The sequence below is a fragment of the Acinetobacter sp. GW821-FHT01C12 genome (assembly GCF_059422625.1).
The window spans coordinates 71531-86279 of record NZ_JBWKXD010000012.1 but is presented as its reverse complement, the minus strand read 5'-3'; the positions used below and the strand labels follow the sequence as shown (position 1 = coordinate 86279).

Genomic DNA, 14749 nt, shown 5'->3' with positions numbered 1-14749 from the left:
ATAAGTTAATTTAAAAAACAGCCGAATATTTTAACGCTTTTTCATCAGCTTTCAATCTTGATTCAGCATCAATCGCGTTTTACCGCAGATAAACTGGCAAATAATTCCGAAGAACCGAAGCTTTCTAGCAAACGTTCATAGGTTTCACGACTTTCGCCACGTAAATAAGGACCTTCTAAAAACACCATCTGGCGCAATGCTTGCCAAATCCATTTTTCATCTAAATGGTTGGAGTCACTTAAATGCCCAGACATATATAGGAAGTTGGTCCAGTTGGTCAGGACAATCCAAATATTGATGATAAGTGCTTCAATTTCAGAAGGTGTCATCTGCATCAGTCCCGCTTCAACAAAGGCATGATAAATTTTTTGCCCTTGTTGCATGACCTTGCCAGCAAAGCGAGGATAAATTTTTCTAAAGTCGTCGTTATTTTCAATTAAATGATAAACATCACGATGTAGAAAGCGATATTCCCATAGCTGACTGCTTAAAACTTGGAAATAACGGATTTTATCATTCGCATTGACTCCACGGTCATCGGGTAATGACAGCATATCTAAAGTTTCTTTTTGGTATTGTTCCATCAATTCTTTGATGATTTCTTGTTTGTTTCGAAAATGATAATACAAATTTCCAGGACTGATCCCAAGCTCTGCTGCAATATGATTCGTTGTAACTGCACGTTCGCCGCGCTCATTAAAAAGTTGCAGACTAATCTGCAAAATTCGGTCTTTCGTTTTCAAAGTTTTGGAGCTCGACATCCTATTACCATTTTTAACCGTTAGCACAAGCTAACATAAAGTGACTTGACTATTTAGAGTATTTACTCTAAAAATTATATTATATTAACCTATTCGTAAATGGTGTTTGTCATGAACAGTCATACAAAAACAAATTCAATGACTTCTTACTCACCTGAAGTTCAACGTATGCATGACATTCTTGAACAACAGAAAGTCGCTTATCAACGCTACCCTGTTCCTACAGCAAAGGAACGTATTGAACGTTTAGCTCGCTTAAAGAAAGTTCTGGTAAAATACCAAGATCAATTTGCAGAAGCAATCAATCAAGACTACGGCAATCGTTCAATCAGCGAAACTAAAATTGGTGAACTACTCACATGTTTAGAACAAATTAAATATTATAGCAAGCATTTAACAGCATGGATGAAACCATCTAAGCGCCATGTGTCTATCTTACACCAACCAGCTAAAGCTTGGGTGCAATATCAGCCTTTAGGTGTGATTGGAATTATTGCACCATGGAACTATCCATTGTTGCTTTCTGTTGGCCCACTGATTTGTGCACTGGCTGCCGGAAATCACGCAATACTCAAAATTTCAAGTTCATCTTCTAATTTTGGCTTCGTACTTGAAAATGCTCTCTCAGAAGCATTTCCACAAGAATTGGTTGCCGTGGTGAATGGTGGTGGTCAAATTTCAGATGCATTTTCACATTTAGCATTCGATAAAATCATTTTTACTGGCTCTACCAATGTCGGTAAAACCGTGATGTCTGCTGCTGCCGAAAATCTAGTGCCTGTTATTCTTGAGCTTGGTGGTAAATCACCTGTAATCGTACATCCTTCAAGCGATCTCAATCTGGTCGCTGAACGTATTGCTTTTGGTAAATTATGGAACTCTGGTCAAACCTGTGTAGCACCAGACTATATGTTCCTACCTAGAGGAAAAACTGCCGAGTTTATTGAAAGCTTTAAACAAGCTGCAACAACAATGTACCCGACGATTCGTGATAATCAAGATTACACCAGCATTATCAACGATAAGCAGTACAACCGTGTTCAAGGTTATTTAGAGGATGCACGTCAACAAGGCGCTGAGTTGATTGAAATCAATCCTCAAAATGAGGAATTAGCGAGTGTACGTAAAATTGCCCCAACATTCTTAACAGGTGTTCTACCGACAATGGACATTATGAAGAATGAAATCTTTGGTCCAGTGCTTCCGATTATGGAATATGATCAAATTGACGATGTAATTGACTTTATTAATGGCAGACCGCGTCCACTTGCTTTATACTATTTCGACTTTGACAATGCCCGCGCAGAATACGTTTCTCAACGTACCCATTCTGGGCATTTCGGTCAAAATGCCGTAGTTACCCATGTTGCACAAGACGATTTACCATTTGGTGGCGTTGGTGCATCTGGCATGGGCAAATATCATGGCCCGGAAGGTTTCTTTGGTTTATCACATGAGCGTTCAGTAATGTCTATTCCTAAGCTATTTAGCTTAAAATTCATATTAGCGCCTTATGACAAAGCCCTAAATAAGATTTTAGAGAAAACTTTCTTACGCTAACTGATCAAGGCATGATCTATCAAATTAGATCATGTTGCGTTTTGACGAATTCCGCTTGTCTTTTAAGCGGAATTTTGGTATAAAACGCCCCTTGAATGAATTCAATCCGTTTTATTTTGACTGGCCATACAGATTTGCTGTTGGCTAAATCAATGGAGTTACACCATGTCTAAGGTTTGCCAAGTTACCGGCAAGCGTCCAGTCGTTGGTAACAACGTCTCACACGCCAACAACAAAACTAAACGCCGGTTCGAGCCGAACCTGCATCACCACCGTTTCTGGTTAGAAAGCGAAAAACGTTTTGTACGTCTTCGTCTAACCACTAAAGGTATGCGTATTATCGACAAATTGGGCATTGAAAAGGTTGTTGCTGACCTTCGTGCTCAAGGTCAAAAGATCTAAGGAGTCTGAACCATGCGTGATAAAATTCGCTTAGTTTCTACTGCTGGTACAGGTTATTTCTATACCACTACTAAGAACAAACGTACTATGCCGGAAAAAATGGAAATCAAAAAATTTGATCCAAAAATCCGTCAACACGTAATCTTCAAAGAAGCTAAAATTAAATAATTTTAGTTTTCTTAAAAAATACGATCCATTTGGGTCGTTTTTTTTGCCTTTTTTTTCTTCGACTTGTTAAACTCTTTAGCGAATTTGGCACTGATTGTGCATTTTATATGGCTTTATACAAAGTCATTACCTTAAGAAATGATTTTTTGAATGATTTCTCCTGAAGATTTAAGGAGTATTTAGTGCCTCATGATGTAGATCTGATTATTTTACTTGCAGTTGGTTTTGGTATAGCCCTGATCTTTGGCTATATCGCTGCACGATTACGCCTGCCACCTTTGATTGGTTATTTAATTGCGGGAATTATCATCAGTCCCAATACCCCAGGTGTTGTTGCAGACATCGCGCTGGCCAATCAGCTTGCTGAATTAGGCGTCATGTTCTTGATGTTCGGTGTCGGGATGCATTTTTCCCTCAACGATTTAATGCAAGTCCGAAAAATTGCCCTCCCTGGTGCAATTTTACAAATTGCAGTTGCGACCTTACTGGGTATGGCTGTTTCCATCTTTTGGGGCTGGAGCTTTGGCTCTGCACTGGTCTTTGGCTTAAGCTTATCCTGTGCAAGTACTGTGGTTTTACTCAAAGCATTAGGCGACAAAGGACTGCTTAACTCGGTGAATGGTAAGATTGCCGTTGGCTGGTTGCTGGTCGAAGATCTGGTCATGGTTTTAGTCTTGGTTCTACTGCCTGCAACAGCCGTACTTTTAGGCGGACATCCTATTGCAGGACATGAATCTGATCAAAACATTTGGTTAACACTCGGCATCACCCTATTAAAAGTAACTGGTTTTATCGCATTTATGCTCATCATTGGGAAACGTCTTGTGCCAATGATTATGCAATATGTGGCACGTTTAGGCTCTAGAGAGCTTTTTACCTTAACCGTAGTCGCAGCAGCAGTTTCAATCGCATATGGCTCATACGCAATCTTCGGCGTTTCTATGGCACTTGGAGCGTTCTTTGCCGGAATGGTAGTTAAAGAATCAGATTTTAGTCATCGTGCAGAAGAAGAAACCTTACCTTTACGCGAAATTTTCTCGATTTTGTTCTTCGTTTCTGTCGGGATGTTATTTGATCCACGTATTATTGTGGAACAGCCTCTACATATCTTAGCAGTCATTGCCATTATTATGATTGGTAAGACGCTGGCAGCGATGGCGTTGGTATTATTTTTCCGTTACCCCATCAATACAGCATTAACAGTGGGCGCCAGTTTGGCACAAATTGGAGAGTTCTCCTTTATTCTGGCAACCTTGGGTTTGTCACTTGGATTACTTAGCCCTGAAGCGCAAAACTTAATCTTAGCGGGTGCTTTATTTTCTATCACTCTCAATTCATTTCTATTTTCTGCGATCGAACCTGTGCAAAACTGGATCCGTGAGCGTTCGCATTTAGCACGCTTACTTGAGCGTAGCGGTGACCCATTGGCGATGCTTCCAGATGAAGTTGATCAAGCCTATTTACGTGATCAAGTGGTGATTGTTGGTCATGGTGAAGTCGGACGTCGTATTACCAAAACATTGATGGATGATGGCATCAAAGTGGTCATCGCCGAAGAGAACCGCGAAATTGTAGAGAATTTGCGTGAAAAAGGCATCGCTGCGGTTTCTGGTCGGGCAACTGAACCCAGTGTATTGATTCAAGCCCATATCCAACATGCACGGCTATTGGTGATTTCACCGATGGATATTGTAGATATTCATAAAATTGTCGATACAGCCAAGCTGCTTAATCCAGAAATTCAAGTGTTAGTCTGTGCTGAAAATAAAGAAGAAGCTGAAGTGATCCGTAAAGACAATGTCGGTGAAGTGTATTATGCAAAAGAGGAAATGGCGAAAAACATGAGTAATCATATTTTAAACCAGATCCAAATTGCTCACCATCATGAACCAACACATTGAATTCGGCTCATCTTTAAAACGTAGATCTTTTAAAAGGCAGCTAAAACCACACGACCGTTCTTTGTAGACATTGGAAAGTCGTGGTGCTTCATTATGTAATGGTATCGATAACCATGTTGGATGGGGGATCACCGCCCCATCTAAGCAGAGATTTAGAACTTCTAGAATTTGACGCCATTTGCGTATGTCAGGTTATTTGCATACAAAGAAAAACGCACTCGAAAGTGCGTTTATTGTATTTATTCTAGAATAAATGAAATCACTAGCTCATAAATTTTGGTTGTTCATCAACAACTTCAGCGTGCCATTCATCTGCCTGTTTTTCAAGTAACGCAAATAATGCAGCTTGAATCATCTGTTGTGCAATCGCTGGCGTTTGATCACCCAGTAGTGCTTTCACTTCTTCATTAAATTGAATAGTGACCAATGGCTCTTTTTCAGAACCTGCATTACGCAGTGCCAGCTCCCCACTTTCGAGCTGTACCAACTCCAAAATAGCTTCCTGATTTCCAAATAACTCTTTTAACTGTTCGATAGACATAAATCCTCCATGCTCAACATGGGGCAAGGTGCTGAATGCACTTTGCATCTTGTAGATATTTTATATAGTCATTTAAAACAAAATTTCAAGTATATCTGATCAAAAAGATCAGAATTCAACCATTTCATTACGAAAACCATCAATAAGTTGCGATAAATCTCGGTGCCACTCTCTTAAAATCTTTGTATCAGGCAACCAAGCTTGAGGTGTTTGCGTCACTTTGATAATTAAGTTTGATGATGTTTCATCCTCTGGTTCTGGTGCACTTGGTTCAGGTGCATATTGACAAAGTCGATATGCTCTTTTGAGTTCAGCAATAAATCCTTCTTTGGCTAATTTTTGCATCACTAAAACTTCTGGTGAGACCTGTCCTTTAGCCGCCATATTTTCTTCGATTGACTTTAAGGTTGGGGAAAAATCATTTAAACGGTAATAACGTACCAACTCTTGCAGAAATGCTAAAACCGCGCCATGTAAATGAAATACTGCTGCTTCACGATGTGCTTGAGCTTGTTGAACATTTTCAGTTTGTTCTCCCTGCATACATGCAAGACGAGCAAAATAAAGTTTTTGATTGGTACGGTCTGCATGAAAGCGAGCTACACGTGACATGGAAGTTCCCTAAGATTTTGGCATTCTTTACAGTCTTAGCTTAATCTTTATTGAACAAAAATCACAATGAATTTTATCCATGTTGTATGTCAATAAAATAGATAGCGCTCGTTTTTACAAAAATATCAATTTAAGTTTTTATTTTTATCATGGTTTGACGAGATCATTTAAATACTAAAATAAAAAAGGAGCAATAAATGCTCCTTAGAATATCTGCCAATTATGCTTCTGGCTTATCTTCTGCTGCTTTTACACGAATTCCATGACCATGTAAGCGCAAGGTATTTAAACCTTTAATCGCTTTAACTGCTTCTCTACCATGTGGCATTTCAACAAAAGCAAAACCTTTCGATTTACCTGTTGCTGCATCAAGTACTAGAGTACAAGTATCTACTGTACCGTATTGCTTAAATAACTCTAACAATTCAGCTTCAGTTACAGTACGTTCTAAATTACGAACTAAAATTTTCATCTCACAACCTTAAAATATAAACGAGGCAAAAAACATCAAAAAGCACTCGCCTACCTACTTTTTGAATGAAAAACGATTGCTATAGTTTAATCTAGATCTATACCAAAATCTAAATTAATCGCCCGACGCTCGATTAGGGCACTTTTTACAGTTTGCTCTCGCTGTCTATAGTGGGTTTCTGTGCTACATAAATTTCGAGTTAAATCATTGAGAAAATAACTTTCAATCTTACGACCTTGTTCATCTGTTTGCGTATGAGCCCAAAAACTTAAATTTTGTTTGGTTAGAATAAGTTCATTTTGCGCGCGTGTTAAAGCCACATAAAGTACACGGCGCTCTTCTTCAACTTCATCGAAATTGCCTTGTGCGCGTGCATTTGGGTATTGTCCAGCAGAGACATTTGCCACATAGCAAACCTTTTGTTCTGTGCCTTTAGCAGAATGGATGGTAATTAAAGTCACCACATCATCTTGCGACTGACGCTCAATTTCACTGATTGAAACAGGGTCAAGTACATATTCTTCTAAGAACTCGCTCAGTTGAGTATGTTTAGACGCCAATTGCTTGACCAGATCAAAATCACCCACCCGTTTATGCCAATCTTTTTTGGCATAATTTTCTTCAAGCTGATTGAGAATAGCCTCTACACCGAGTTTTACACAGGCTTCAACTTCGGTTTTTAATACACTCATTTGCTTCATGATCAGCAATGTGTTGTCAGGAATGCGCCCAAACTTTTCTAATTTTTCTGTAATTTTCTCAATATCTGCATCAAGTAAGAGTTGTTGCGCCAGCTTACTCGCACCGACATCACCCACGCCATTCCATAAGGTTAAAAACCGCATCCACGCAATATCATCCAATGGATTGGCAATAACACGCAATAAGCTCAATAAGTCTTTGACATGCGCTGTTTCAAGTAACTTCATCCCACCAATAAATCGGTAGGGAACATTGGCTTGGATAAAAGCAGCCTCAATATGTCTTGCAGCAAAGGCCGAACGCACCAACACCATATGGTCATGCCAAGCTGAACCTTCCAATAAATGTCGCTCTTTGATGTCGATCGCGATCCATTTTGCTTCATCAAATTCATTTGGAAAAACATGCATTCGCGGTTTAATGCCATCACCACGATAAGCTTCCAGTTTTTTATCATAATGAATCGAACTTTGATCGAGTAACCAGTTTGAAAAATCTAAAATTTCTTGAGTAGAGCGATAATTTTTTTCTAATTTGAAAATCTCTGCATCTGGCACACGCTCTTTAAAATGGTGGATATTTTCAAAATCCGCACCACGAAAACCATAAATCGACTGTGCATCGTCTCCCACGCAGAACAGTGATGTTTTATCTTTTAATGGTTCAAGAATCGCCCACTGCAAAGGATTGGTATCCTGCATTTCATCAACCAGCATGTACTGACATAAGCCCGCAACATAATCCGCTAAACCATCGGACTGCGCCAAAGCAGAAGCAACCACGGCGAGAATATCATCGTAATCTAGAAAACTACGTGCCCGCTTACGGATTTCGTACTCTTTCATGATTTCAGCGATTTGCTCTTTATCGTCTAAAAACTCAGGCAGTTGCTTTTCTAAAGCCAAACTTAGTTTTTGCCGAGTATTGCGTGCAAAGGAATATAAATCACAAAGCTGTTGTGGTTTAGGTAAGGCGTTGGGATTCTTTTTATCATCCTTCCCACGAATCAAACGGAACAACATCAATTGATCATCACGATCTATAATCGAAAATTGATCCAATCCAAAAGCTTTTGGCACACGTCTAAGTAAATACATGCAAAAGGTATGAAATGTAGATGCGCGTAACCCTTTGGCCTGATCACCTAAAGCAAGTTCTACCCGCGCCACAATCTCGCTGGCAGAACGGCGGGTAAATGTCAAAATTTGGATTTGATTGGCAGGAATGCCTTGATCAATGAGATATGCAGCTCGTGCCACAATGGTTTTGGTTTTGCCACAACCTGCCCCAGCAAGAACTAGACTATGTTTTGTTTCAGTCGTAGCAGCTTGTTTTTGTTGAGGGTTTAATTCATCAATCAGGTTGGCTAAACTCATTTTCACTCATCATTTTATGGATGGCTGCTAGTTTAGCAGAGCTATAGTGAAATTATGCATTTTAACCCAAGAATCAAGTCGTGAATTGACGCTTAAATCAGGACATACCAATGAAGAAAAACTCAAGACAATAAAATTTATCGTCCCTAGCAGAGATTAAAGGAGGACTTTATACAATAAAAACCGCCTTATAGTCTTAACAACCGTGCCACACTCTCACAACAGCGTTCTAAATTTTGCTCACCATGCTTTAATGCTGTTGCTAAATCACATGCACCATCAACAATACCAAAAATTGCACTAAAGCCTTCTGCATAAAGCTCATCGACGCCTTCACCGATATGCCCTGCAAAAGCAATCACAGGTTTATTCAACTGCTTGGCAACTTGTGCTACCCCAAAAGGTGTTTTGCCAAACTTGGTTTGAAAATCAATACCACCCTCGCCAGTAAACACATAATCTGCTTGGGCAATTTTTTCCTCAAGTCGGGTTTCTTTAATCACGATTTCCACACCTGAGCGTATTTTTGCACCCGTAAAAGCCATAAGTCCGAAACCCAAACCGCCTGCAGCACCAGCACCCTGTAGATTTGCAACATCAACATTCAACTGTTGTTTCACCAACGCAGCAAAATGATCAAGGTTTTGATCTAAGATCCCGACCATCTCAGCAGTTGCTCCTTTCTGTGGCGCAAAAATAAAAGAAGCACCATTTGGACCACATAACGGATTGTTTACATCACTGGCAATAATAATCTCAGTCGCTTTTAAACGCGCATCGAGTTGTGAAATATCAATGCTTTTGATCTGCTGAAGCTGCCCACCACCCACGTCTACAGGATGGTTGTTTTCATCTAAAAATTTTGCCCCTAAAGCCTGTGCCATCCCGGCACCAGCATCATTGGTAATACTACCACCCAGACCAATAATGATTTTACCAACACCCAAATCCAAAGCGGCTTTAATCATTTCCCCTGTACCCAGAGTTGACGTCACTAAAGGATTGCGTTGAGACTTCTCGATCAGATGAATACCGTTTGCCATCGCCATTTCTATAACAGCCGTTTGACCGCTATCAATTAATCCCCAATAGGTCGATATTCGTTGCTGAGCCAATGGACCAGTGACCTCAATATATACTTTTCGACCACTTCGTGCAGCGACCAAAGCATCGACTGTTCCCTCGCCACCATCTGCCATAGGTATATGAATAAACTGTGCATCAGCAATGACTTTTTCAATGCCACGTTGCATTGCAAAACAAGCTTGTTCGGCTGTTATACTTTCTTTAAATGAGTCAGGCGCAAGAACAAAAACTTTAGACATGAGCAAATGCATTTTGGTGAGATTCAAAAATTAACATAACGATTTTTCGAGTATAGATAAACTAATAAATTCATAATTAAGACTAAAGAAATGACAACTATGCAACGTGTAAACCTTGGTAAGACTGCCCCAGAACTATATAAAACGGTCATCGAGCTTGAAAATTTATCTATGCAAAAAGTTCAGCAAGCTGGGCTTGATGCTGGATTCTCTCATTTGCTCAAATTAAGAGCCTCGCAAATTAACCAATGTGCTTTCTGTGTTCGTATGCATACCCAAGATGCAATTAAAGCGGGCGAGTCAACGGATCGTATTGCGTTGATTAGTGCTTGGCGTGAAAGTGAATACTTTACTGAAAAAGAACGTGCGGCTTTAATTTTAATTGAAGAGATCACTTTAATTGCCAATCAACATTTTCCAGATAGCGCTTATGAACAAGCTGCACAGCATTTATCCAGTGATGAAATCACGGCGATTGAATGGGTTGCGATTGTGATCAACACATGGAACCGTATCGCCATTTCCAGCCAATATAAAGTCGCGAAATAAGCTGAGTTTCAACGCTTAAATCATTTATCTAGGTAACACCTCGCTTTTTAGGAAGGTTAATTGAGATAAGATTTAACTGAATACTGCTCTAGTTGCATAAAAGTTTACACCAAAATGCAAAACGCCTGATCTCATTGATCAGGCGTTTTGTTAAAAGCACATATGATTTAAAACATTAAATGAAACCTTAATGACTCGCAGGTGGGATTTGTTTAATTGCCGCAGCAAAGGTGAGATAGTTGACTCCTTGGAACAAAATATCCACACCTAAAAATAATCCGAGTACCCAAAAAGGAGAGTCTGGTGATGCCAGAATAATTGCACCTGTTGCCAAGGTTAAAAGCCCTGAAAATAATGTCCACCCCCATCCAGACATTGGCTTTAACATAAACGCATTAAAAATACGAATAAAACCGCCAATCAATAAAGCAATTGCCAGTAAATTGGTTAATACCACTGCAGTAGTAATCGGAGATTTAAATGCATAATAACCCGCTGCAATATACAACACACCAAACAACGCCCAAAGCCAGCGGAAACCACCATCAAAAATTTTAAACGCTGCAATCAGGTGTAAAACCCCACCGATCATCATTAAAGCACCAAACAATGCAACAACCGTCAATGTTGCCATACCCAGTGAAGCCAATAGCACTAATCCAAAGATCACCAATAAAGCTCCAAGCAGAAGATACCATTTACGGTTTTCATGGAGTTGATGACGAACTAAATCATTTCCTACAGTACGCATAATTCTTCTCTTGGTTGTTATTCATTCATTTTATTGTTGATCTAATTCAGGTGTTTGTCTGTATAAAATCTGCATCTGTACCAAAATAAAGCTTTGTTTGAGCAGAATCTAAGCGATAAACAGCACAGCTCTATACGCTACTTCACCCACCCCATTTCTTGTGCAGTGAGTCGACTGATCATGGTATCTTCTAGATCTTCAGGTGTCTTGCTTTTGCTTTCTGAAAGCGCAATATAGCCGCCCATAATTTCTGCACGCTGCTGCGGATAACGTGGTTGTTGCTCAGGATTGGCATAGCCCGTCGGATAGAGTGGCTGCCCCGTTGTAAAATCATATTTGTCTTTTGCACCAAAGGTATGCAATAACTCATGTACAAGAACGACTTTATTGCTCGAACTTTGCTTTCGTGATGCAAATAAATTCACTGAGCCAATACGCCCACGCTCCAATGCAGTGGAGTGCTTCAATACTTTCTGCAACTTGGGATCATAATAATTTAAATACAGCGTTACCGATGGTGAGCCATCTTCGCCTTGATGCTGTTTCCATGCATAAAATCTAAATTTTAAACTCCACAAAACCGTATCCAAGATACGACCTGATTCTGGAAACTTAGGTGGCAAGGTATTTAATTCACGTCCAAGCTGAAAATGAAATGAAATCGGTTGCCCACGAAATGCTTGAGACTGTAGACCTAAATAATGTTCAATTTCTTCAAGATCATCTGTTGAAATTTGCTGAATATAGGCTGATGTGGAGCGTTGACCATCTGCATTGATCGGATGTAATAAAACAACGATTGGCTTGCTCCAATCTTGATTCATATCACGCCATGCGTTCACTGCAACAATCAACAGAATGACCAGTAAAATACCAACTCGAATCTTTTTCCACATTGAATATATTCTCAATTTTTAATCGCAATAAAAATGCTGACCTAGGCCAGCATTTTTAAATATTTATGGATTAAGCTTCTACCCATTTCCCATCTTGGTAGACCAAAGACCATTTGGTTTGTTTACCTTCTGGGGTTTCTGAACCAATATATTGCGCTTGGTTTTTACGGCTAAACTTAACCAATGTTGGATTACCATCTGGATCTTGATCAGGTGCTTGCAAGATAAACTGATACTTAGGATCAAGTTGATCTGCAACTGAACGTAACTCCGCAACCTTCGGTGCACGTGTTTCGCGTACTTTAGGGAATTTGCTTGCCGCCAAGAATAAACCCGCTGCTCCATCACGTAGAACAAAGTAATCATCATGTTTGACTGAACGTAAATGTTCCATTTTGATTGGGTCGACACGAGGTGGTGCTGGCTGACCATTTTTCAAAACTTTACGGGTATTGTCACAACTCATACAAGCGAAATATGGACCAAAACGACCCGTTTTCAACTGCATCTCGCCATCACATTTATCACATGGAATGGTTGGACCATCATAACCCTTGATTTTGAACTCGCCTTCTTCCAGCTCATAACCATCACAATCTGGGTTATTTCCACAAATATGTAACTTGCGACCACCATCAATCACATAGCTGTCCATTGCAGTACCACATACTGGACAACGTTTTTTCGACATTAAGTCAGCAGTTTCAGCACTGTCATCATCAGAAAGTATAGCCAACGACTCAACTGGTGTTAAATTCAACGTTCCTTTACAGCGTTCTTTTGGTGGTAAGTTATAACCAGAACAGCCAAGGAAGACACCCGTCGTGCCTGTACGAATCTGCATCGGGCGTTCACATTCTTTACAGTGAACAGCTTCAACTTCTACAGGTTGATTACGGCGCATGCCGTTTTCGCCCTGTGCTGTGGTTAAACGCTTTTTAAAATCACCATAGAAACTATCTAACAGTTCTTTCCAATTACGTTCACCATCTGCAACTTTATCCAATTGACCTTCCAAATCTGCAGTAAATGCATAATTCATCAGGTTATTGAAGTTCTCGTCTAGACGATCGGTAACAATTTCACCCATCTTCTCTGCAAAAAGACGGCGATTGTCGAGTTTGACATAACCACGATCTTGAATCGTCGAAATAATCGCAGCATAAGTCGATGGACGACCGATTCCACGTTTTTCCAACTCTTTTACTAAAGATGCTTCAGTAAAACGTGCAGGTGGTTTAGTAAAGTGTTGAGAAGGATCAAGTTTCTCAAGTTTGAGAATTTCACCCACTTTGACTGCAGGTAATAAAACATCATCATCAGACTTGTTCTGACCACGAACTTTGGTAAAACCATCAAAAACTAAAGTACGACCTTTGGCTTTGAGTTCTACACCATTCGCATCAACCAAAATCGTTGAGGATAAATACTCTGCTGGAGTCATTTGACATGCAACAAATTGACGCCAGATCAAATCATATAAACGCTGTGCATCACGCTCAACACCCGCCAAACTATCGCCTTTTAAGGCAACATTGGAAGGACGAATCGCTTCATGGGCTTCTTGCGCATTGGCTTTATTCCCATAACGATTTGCTTTAGCAGGTAAGTACTTTGCACCAAATTCAGTTTCAATATGATTACGCACCATACTGACAGCATCATCACTCAAGAATGTTGAGTCAGTACGCATATAAGTAATAAAACCAGCTTCATATAAGCGCTGTGCAAGCATCATGGTTTTCTTTACTGAAAAACCTAAGCGAGTACTTGCAGCTTGTTGCAAGGTTGAAGTGATATAAGGCGCACTTGGATTGACCTTCGTTGGCTTATCTTCACGTGTTGCAACTTTATATTCAGCATCTTTTAAAATTTTCAATAAAGCATCTGTTTGCGCTTTATTTTGTAATTTTAATGTTTTGCCGCCTTGTTTGACTGCTTCTAAACGAATTTCATCTTTTGCAGAATGAGTGTCTGCAAAAACTTGCCAGTATTCTTCAGGAATAAAGGCACGAATCTCACGCTCACGCTCGACCACCAATTTTACTGCAACCGACTGTACACGCCCTGCAGAGAGGCCACGTGCAATCTTTTCCCACAGTAGCGGTGAAACCATAAAGCCCACCACGCGGTCGAGAAAACGACGTGCTTGTTGCGCATTCACACGGTTTAAATCTAGACGTGTAGGTTGCTTAAATGCTTCTTGAATGGCATTTTTAGTAATCTCGTTAAAGACCACACGATGGTAACGGCTATCATCACCACCAATCACTTCTCTTAAATGCCACGCAATCGCTTCTCCTTCTCTATCCAAATCCGTTGCGAGATAGATTTCATCTGCATCTTTGGCTAGTTTTTTGAGTTCAGCGACCACATGTTCTTTGCCGGGAAGCACTTCATATTTGGCTTTCCAACCATGCTCAGGATCGACACCCATACGATTGACTAAAGCGGATTGTGCTTTTTCAGCCTTCTGTTCATCCGTCAATTTGGTACGCGTTGCAGGCTTTTTTTCTGTCGATTTACTTGAACCACCTGTAGGTAAATCACGAACATGACCTACCGAAGACTTCACAATGTAATTTGAGCCTAAATATTTATTAATCGTTTTCGCTTTTGCAGGCGACTCCACAATCACTAATGCACGTTTTTTCCCAGCATCAGGAGAATTTGCTGTTGTGCTTTTGGATGTGGACCGAGGAGCGTTCGCCATAATAAACCACTGTTCCTATT

Annotated in this window: 14 protein-coding genes; 5 read left to right on the top strand and 9 right to left on the bottom strand. The window is 40.1% G+C overall.

What is annotated here, in order from left to right; genetic code table 11:
* Positions 1–68: 68 nt before the first annotated feature.
* Positions 69–761 (bottom strand): TetR/AcrR family transcriptional regulator, encoded by a 693-nt coding sequence (locus tag AC07WY_RS19160; RefSeq protein ID WP_034611676.1) that lies wholly within the window; start codon positions 759–761, stop codon positions 69–71.
* Between the two features lie 111 nt (positions 762–872).
* On the opposite strand from AC07WY_RS19160, the gene AC07WY_RS19155 reads away from it, so the two are divergent.
* The 4 genes from AC07WY_RS19155 to AC07WY_RS19140 all read left to right on the top strand — a co-directional run bounded on the left by AC07WY_RS19155 (position 873) and on the right by AC07WY_RS19140 (position 4792).
* Positions 873–2321 (top strand): coniferyl aldehyde dehydrogenase, encoded by a 1449-nt coding sequence (locus tag AC07WY_RS19155; protein WP_016539261.1) that lies wholly within the window; start codon positions 873–875, stop codon positions 2319–2321.
* A 165-nt stretch (positions 2322–2486) separates the two neighbouring features.
* The gene (gene rpmB, locus AC07WY_RS19150; protein ID WP_000048256.1) at positions 2487–2723 is read left to right on the top strand and encodes a 50S ribosomal protein L28; all 237 of its coding nucleotides are present in this window, start codon (positions 2487–2489) and stop codon (positions 2721–2723) included.
* A gap of 12 nt (positions 2724–2735) precedes the next feature.
* Positions 2736–2891 (top strand): 50S ribosomal protein L33, encoded by a 156-nt coding sequence (gene rpmG / locus AC07WY_RS19145; RefSeq protein ID WP_003654787.1) that lies wholly within the window; start codon positions 2736–2738, stop codon positions 2889–2891.
* A 182-nt stretch (positions 2892–3073) separates the two neighbouring features.
* Positions 3074–4792, top strand: a complete 1719-nt coding sequence (locus AC07WY_RS19140; RefSeq protein ID WP_004718008.1) for a cation:proton antiporter — start codon at positions 3074–3076, stop codon at positions 4790–4792.
* 262 nt (positions 4793–5054) lie between these two features.
* Here AC07WY_RS19140 and AC07WY_RS19135 read toward each other — a convergent pair whose 3' ends face one another.
* The 5 genes from AC07WY_RS19135 to AC07WY_RS19115 all read right to left on the bottom strand — a co-directional run bounded on the left by AC07WY_RS19135 (position 5055) and on the right by AC07WY_RS19115 (position 9820).
* Positions 5055–5333 (bottom strand): hypothetical protein, encoded by a 279-nt coding sequence (locus tag AC07WY_RS19135; protein ID WP_004718010.1) that lies wholly within the window; start codon positions 5331–5333, stop codon positions 5055–5057.
* Positions 5334–5441: 108 nt separating this feature from the next.
* The gene (locus tag AC07WY_RS19130) at positions 5442–5945 is read right to left on the bottom strand and encodes a DUF6586 family protein (protein ID WP_004718012.1); all 504 of its coding nucleotides are present in this window, start codon (positions 5943–5945) and stop codon (positions 5442–5444) included.
* A 220-nt stretch (positions 5946–6165) separates the two neighbouring features.
* The gene (locus tag AC07WY_RS19125; RefSeq protein ID WP_004718014.1) at positions 6166–6417 is read right to left on the bottom strand and encodes an RNA recognition motif domain-containing protein; all 252 of its coding nucleotides are present in this window, start codon (positions 6415–6417) and stop codon (positions 6166–6168) included.
* 86 nt (positions 6418–6503) lie between these two features.
* On the bottom strand, positions 6504–8495 hold the full coding sequence (locus AC07WY_RS19120) for an ATP-dependent helicase (protein ID WP_494736923.1): 1992 nt from the start codon (positions 8493–8495) through the stop codon (positions 6504–6506).
* A gap of 188 nt (positions 8496–8683) precedes the next feature.
* The gene (locus AC07WY_RS19115) at positions 8684–9820 is read right to left on the bottom strand and encodes a glycerate kinase family protein (protein ID WP_494736922.1); all 1137 of its coding nucleotides are present in this window, start codon (positions 9818–9820) and stop codon (positions 8684–8686) included.
* A 99-nt stretch (positions 9821–9919) separates the two neighbouring features.
* Between AC07WY_RS19115 and AC07WY_RS19110 the strand changes: the two genes are divergently transcribed.
* A complete protein-coding gene (locus tag AC07WY_RS19110; RefSeq protein ID WP_262087434.1) occupies positions 9920–10369 on the top strand; it encodes a carboxymuconolactone decarboxylase family protein in 450 nt (149 codons plus the stop codon).
* A 187-nt stretch (positions 10370–10556) separates the two neighbouring features.
* Here AC07WY_RS19110 and AC07WY_RS19105 read toward each other — a convergent pair whose 3' ends face one another.
* The 3 genes from AC07WY_RS19105 to topA form a co-directional block, all read right to left on the bottom strand.
* Positions 10557–11120, bottom strand: a complete 564-nt coding sequence (locus tag AC07WY_RS19105) for an HdeD family acid-resistance protein (RefSeq protein WP_004718021.1) — start codon at positions 11118–11120, stop codon at positions 10557–10559.
* Positions 11121–11257: 137 nt separating this feature from the next.
* Positions 11258–12016 carry a hypothetical protein gene (locus AC07WY_RS19100; RefSeq protein WP_034611666.1) on the bottom strand — a complete coding sequence of 253 codons (759 nt, stop codon included), beginning with the start codon at positions 12014–12016 and terminating at the stop codon, positions 11258–11260.
* A gap of 70 nt (positions 12017–12086) precedes the next feature.
* Positions 12087–14729, bottom strand: a complete 2643-nt coding sequence (gene topA / locus AC07WY_RS19095; protein ID WP_004818820.1) for a type I DNA topoisomerase — start codon at positions 14727–14729, stop codon at positions 12087–12089.
* Between the last annotated feature and the right edge of the window lie 20 nt (positions 14730–14749).

Bases quoted from the DNA above. Each gene is read 5' to 3' on its own strand.
- AC07WY_RS19160 (WP_034611676.1), bottom strand. From the start codon at position 761: ATGTCGAGCTCCAAAACTTTGAAAACGAAAGACCGAATTTTGCAGATT.
- AC07WY_RS19155 (WP_016539261.1), top strand. From the start codon at position 873: ATGAACAGTCATACAAAAACAAATTCAATGACTTCTTACTCACCTGAA.
- rpmB (WP_000048256.1), top strand. From the start codon at position 2,487: ATGTCTAAGGTTTGCCAAGTTACCGGCAAGCGTCCAGTCGTTGGTAAC.
- rpmG (WP_003654787.1), top strand. From the start codon at position 2,736: ATGCGTGATAAAATTCGCTTAGTTTCTACTGCTGGTACAGGTTATTTC.
- AC07WY_RS19135 (WP_004718010.1), bottom strand. From the start codon at position 5,333: ATGTCTATCGAACAGTTAAAAGAGTTATTTGGAAATCAGGAAGCTATT.
- AC07WY_RS19130 (WP_004718012.1), bottom strand. From the start codon at position 5,945: ATGTCACGTGTAGCTCGCTTTCATGCAGACCGTACCAATCAAAAACTT.
- AC07WY_RS19125 (WP_004718014.1), bottom strand. From the start codon at position 6,417: ATGAAAATTTTAGTTCGTAATTTAGAACGTACTGTAACTGAAGCTGAA.
- AC07WY_RS19120 (WP_494736923.1), bottom strand. From the start codon at position 8,495: ATGAGTTTAGCCAACCTGATTGATGAATTAAACCCTCAACAAAAACAA.
- AC07WY_RS19115 (WP_494736922.1), bottom strand. From the start codon at position 9,820: ATGTCTAAAGTTTTTGTTCTTGCGCCTGACTCATTTAAAGAAAGTATA.
- AC07WY_RS19110 (WP_262087434.1), top strand. From the start codon at position 9,920: ATGCAACGTGTAAACCTTGGTAAGACTGCCCCAGAACTATATAAAACG.
- AC07WY_RS19105 (WP_004718021.1), bottom strand. From the start codon at position 11,120: ATGCGTACTGTAGGAAATGATTTAGTTCGTCATCAACTCCATGAAAAC.
- AC07WY_RS19100 (WP_034611666.1), bottom strand. From the start codon at position 12,016: ATGTGGAAAAAGATTCGAGTTGGTATTTTACTGGTCATTCTGTTGATT.
- topA (WP_004818820.1), bottom strand. From the start codon at position 14,729: ATGGCGAACGCTCCTCGGTCCACATCCAAAAGCACAACAGCAAATTCT.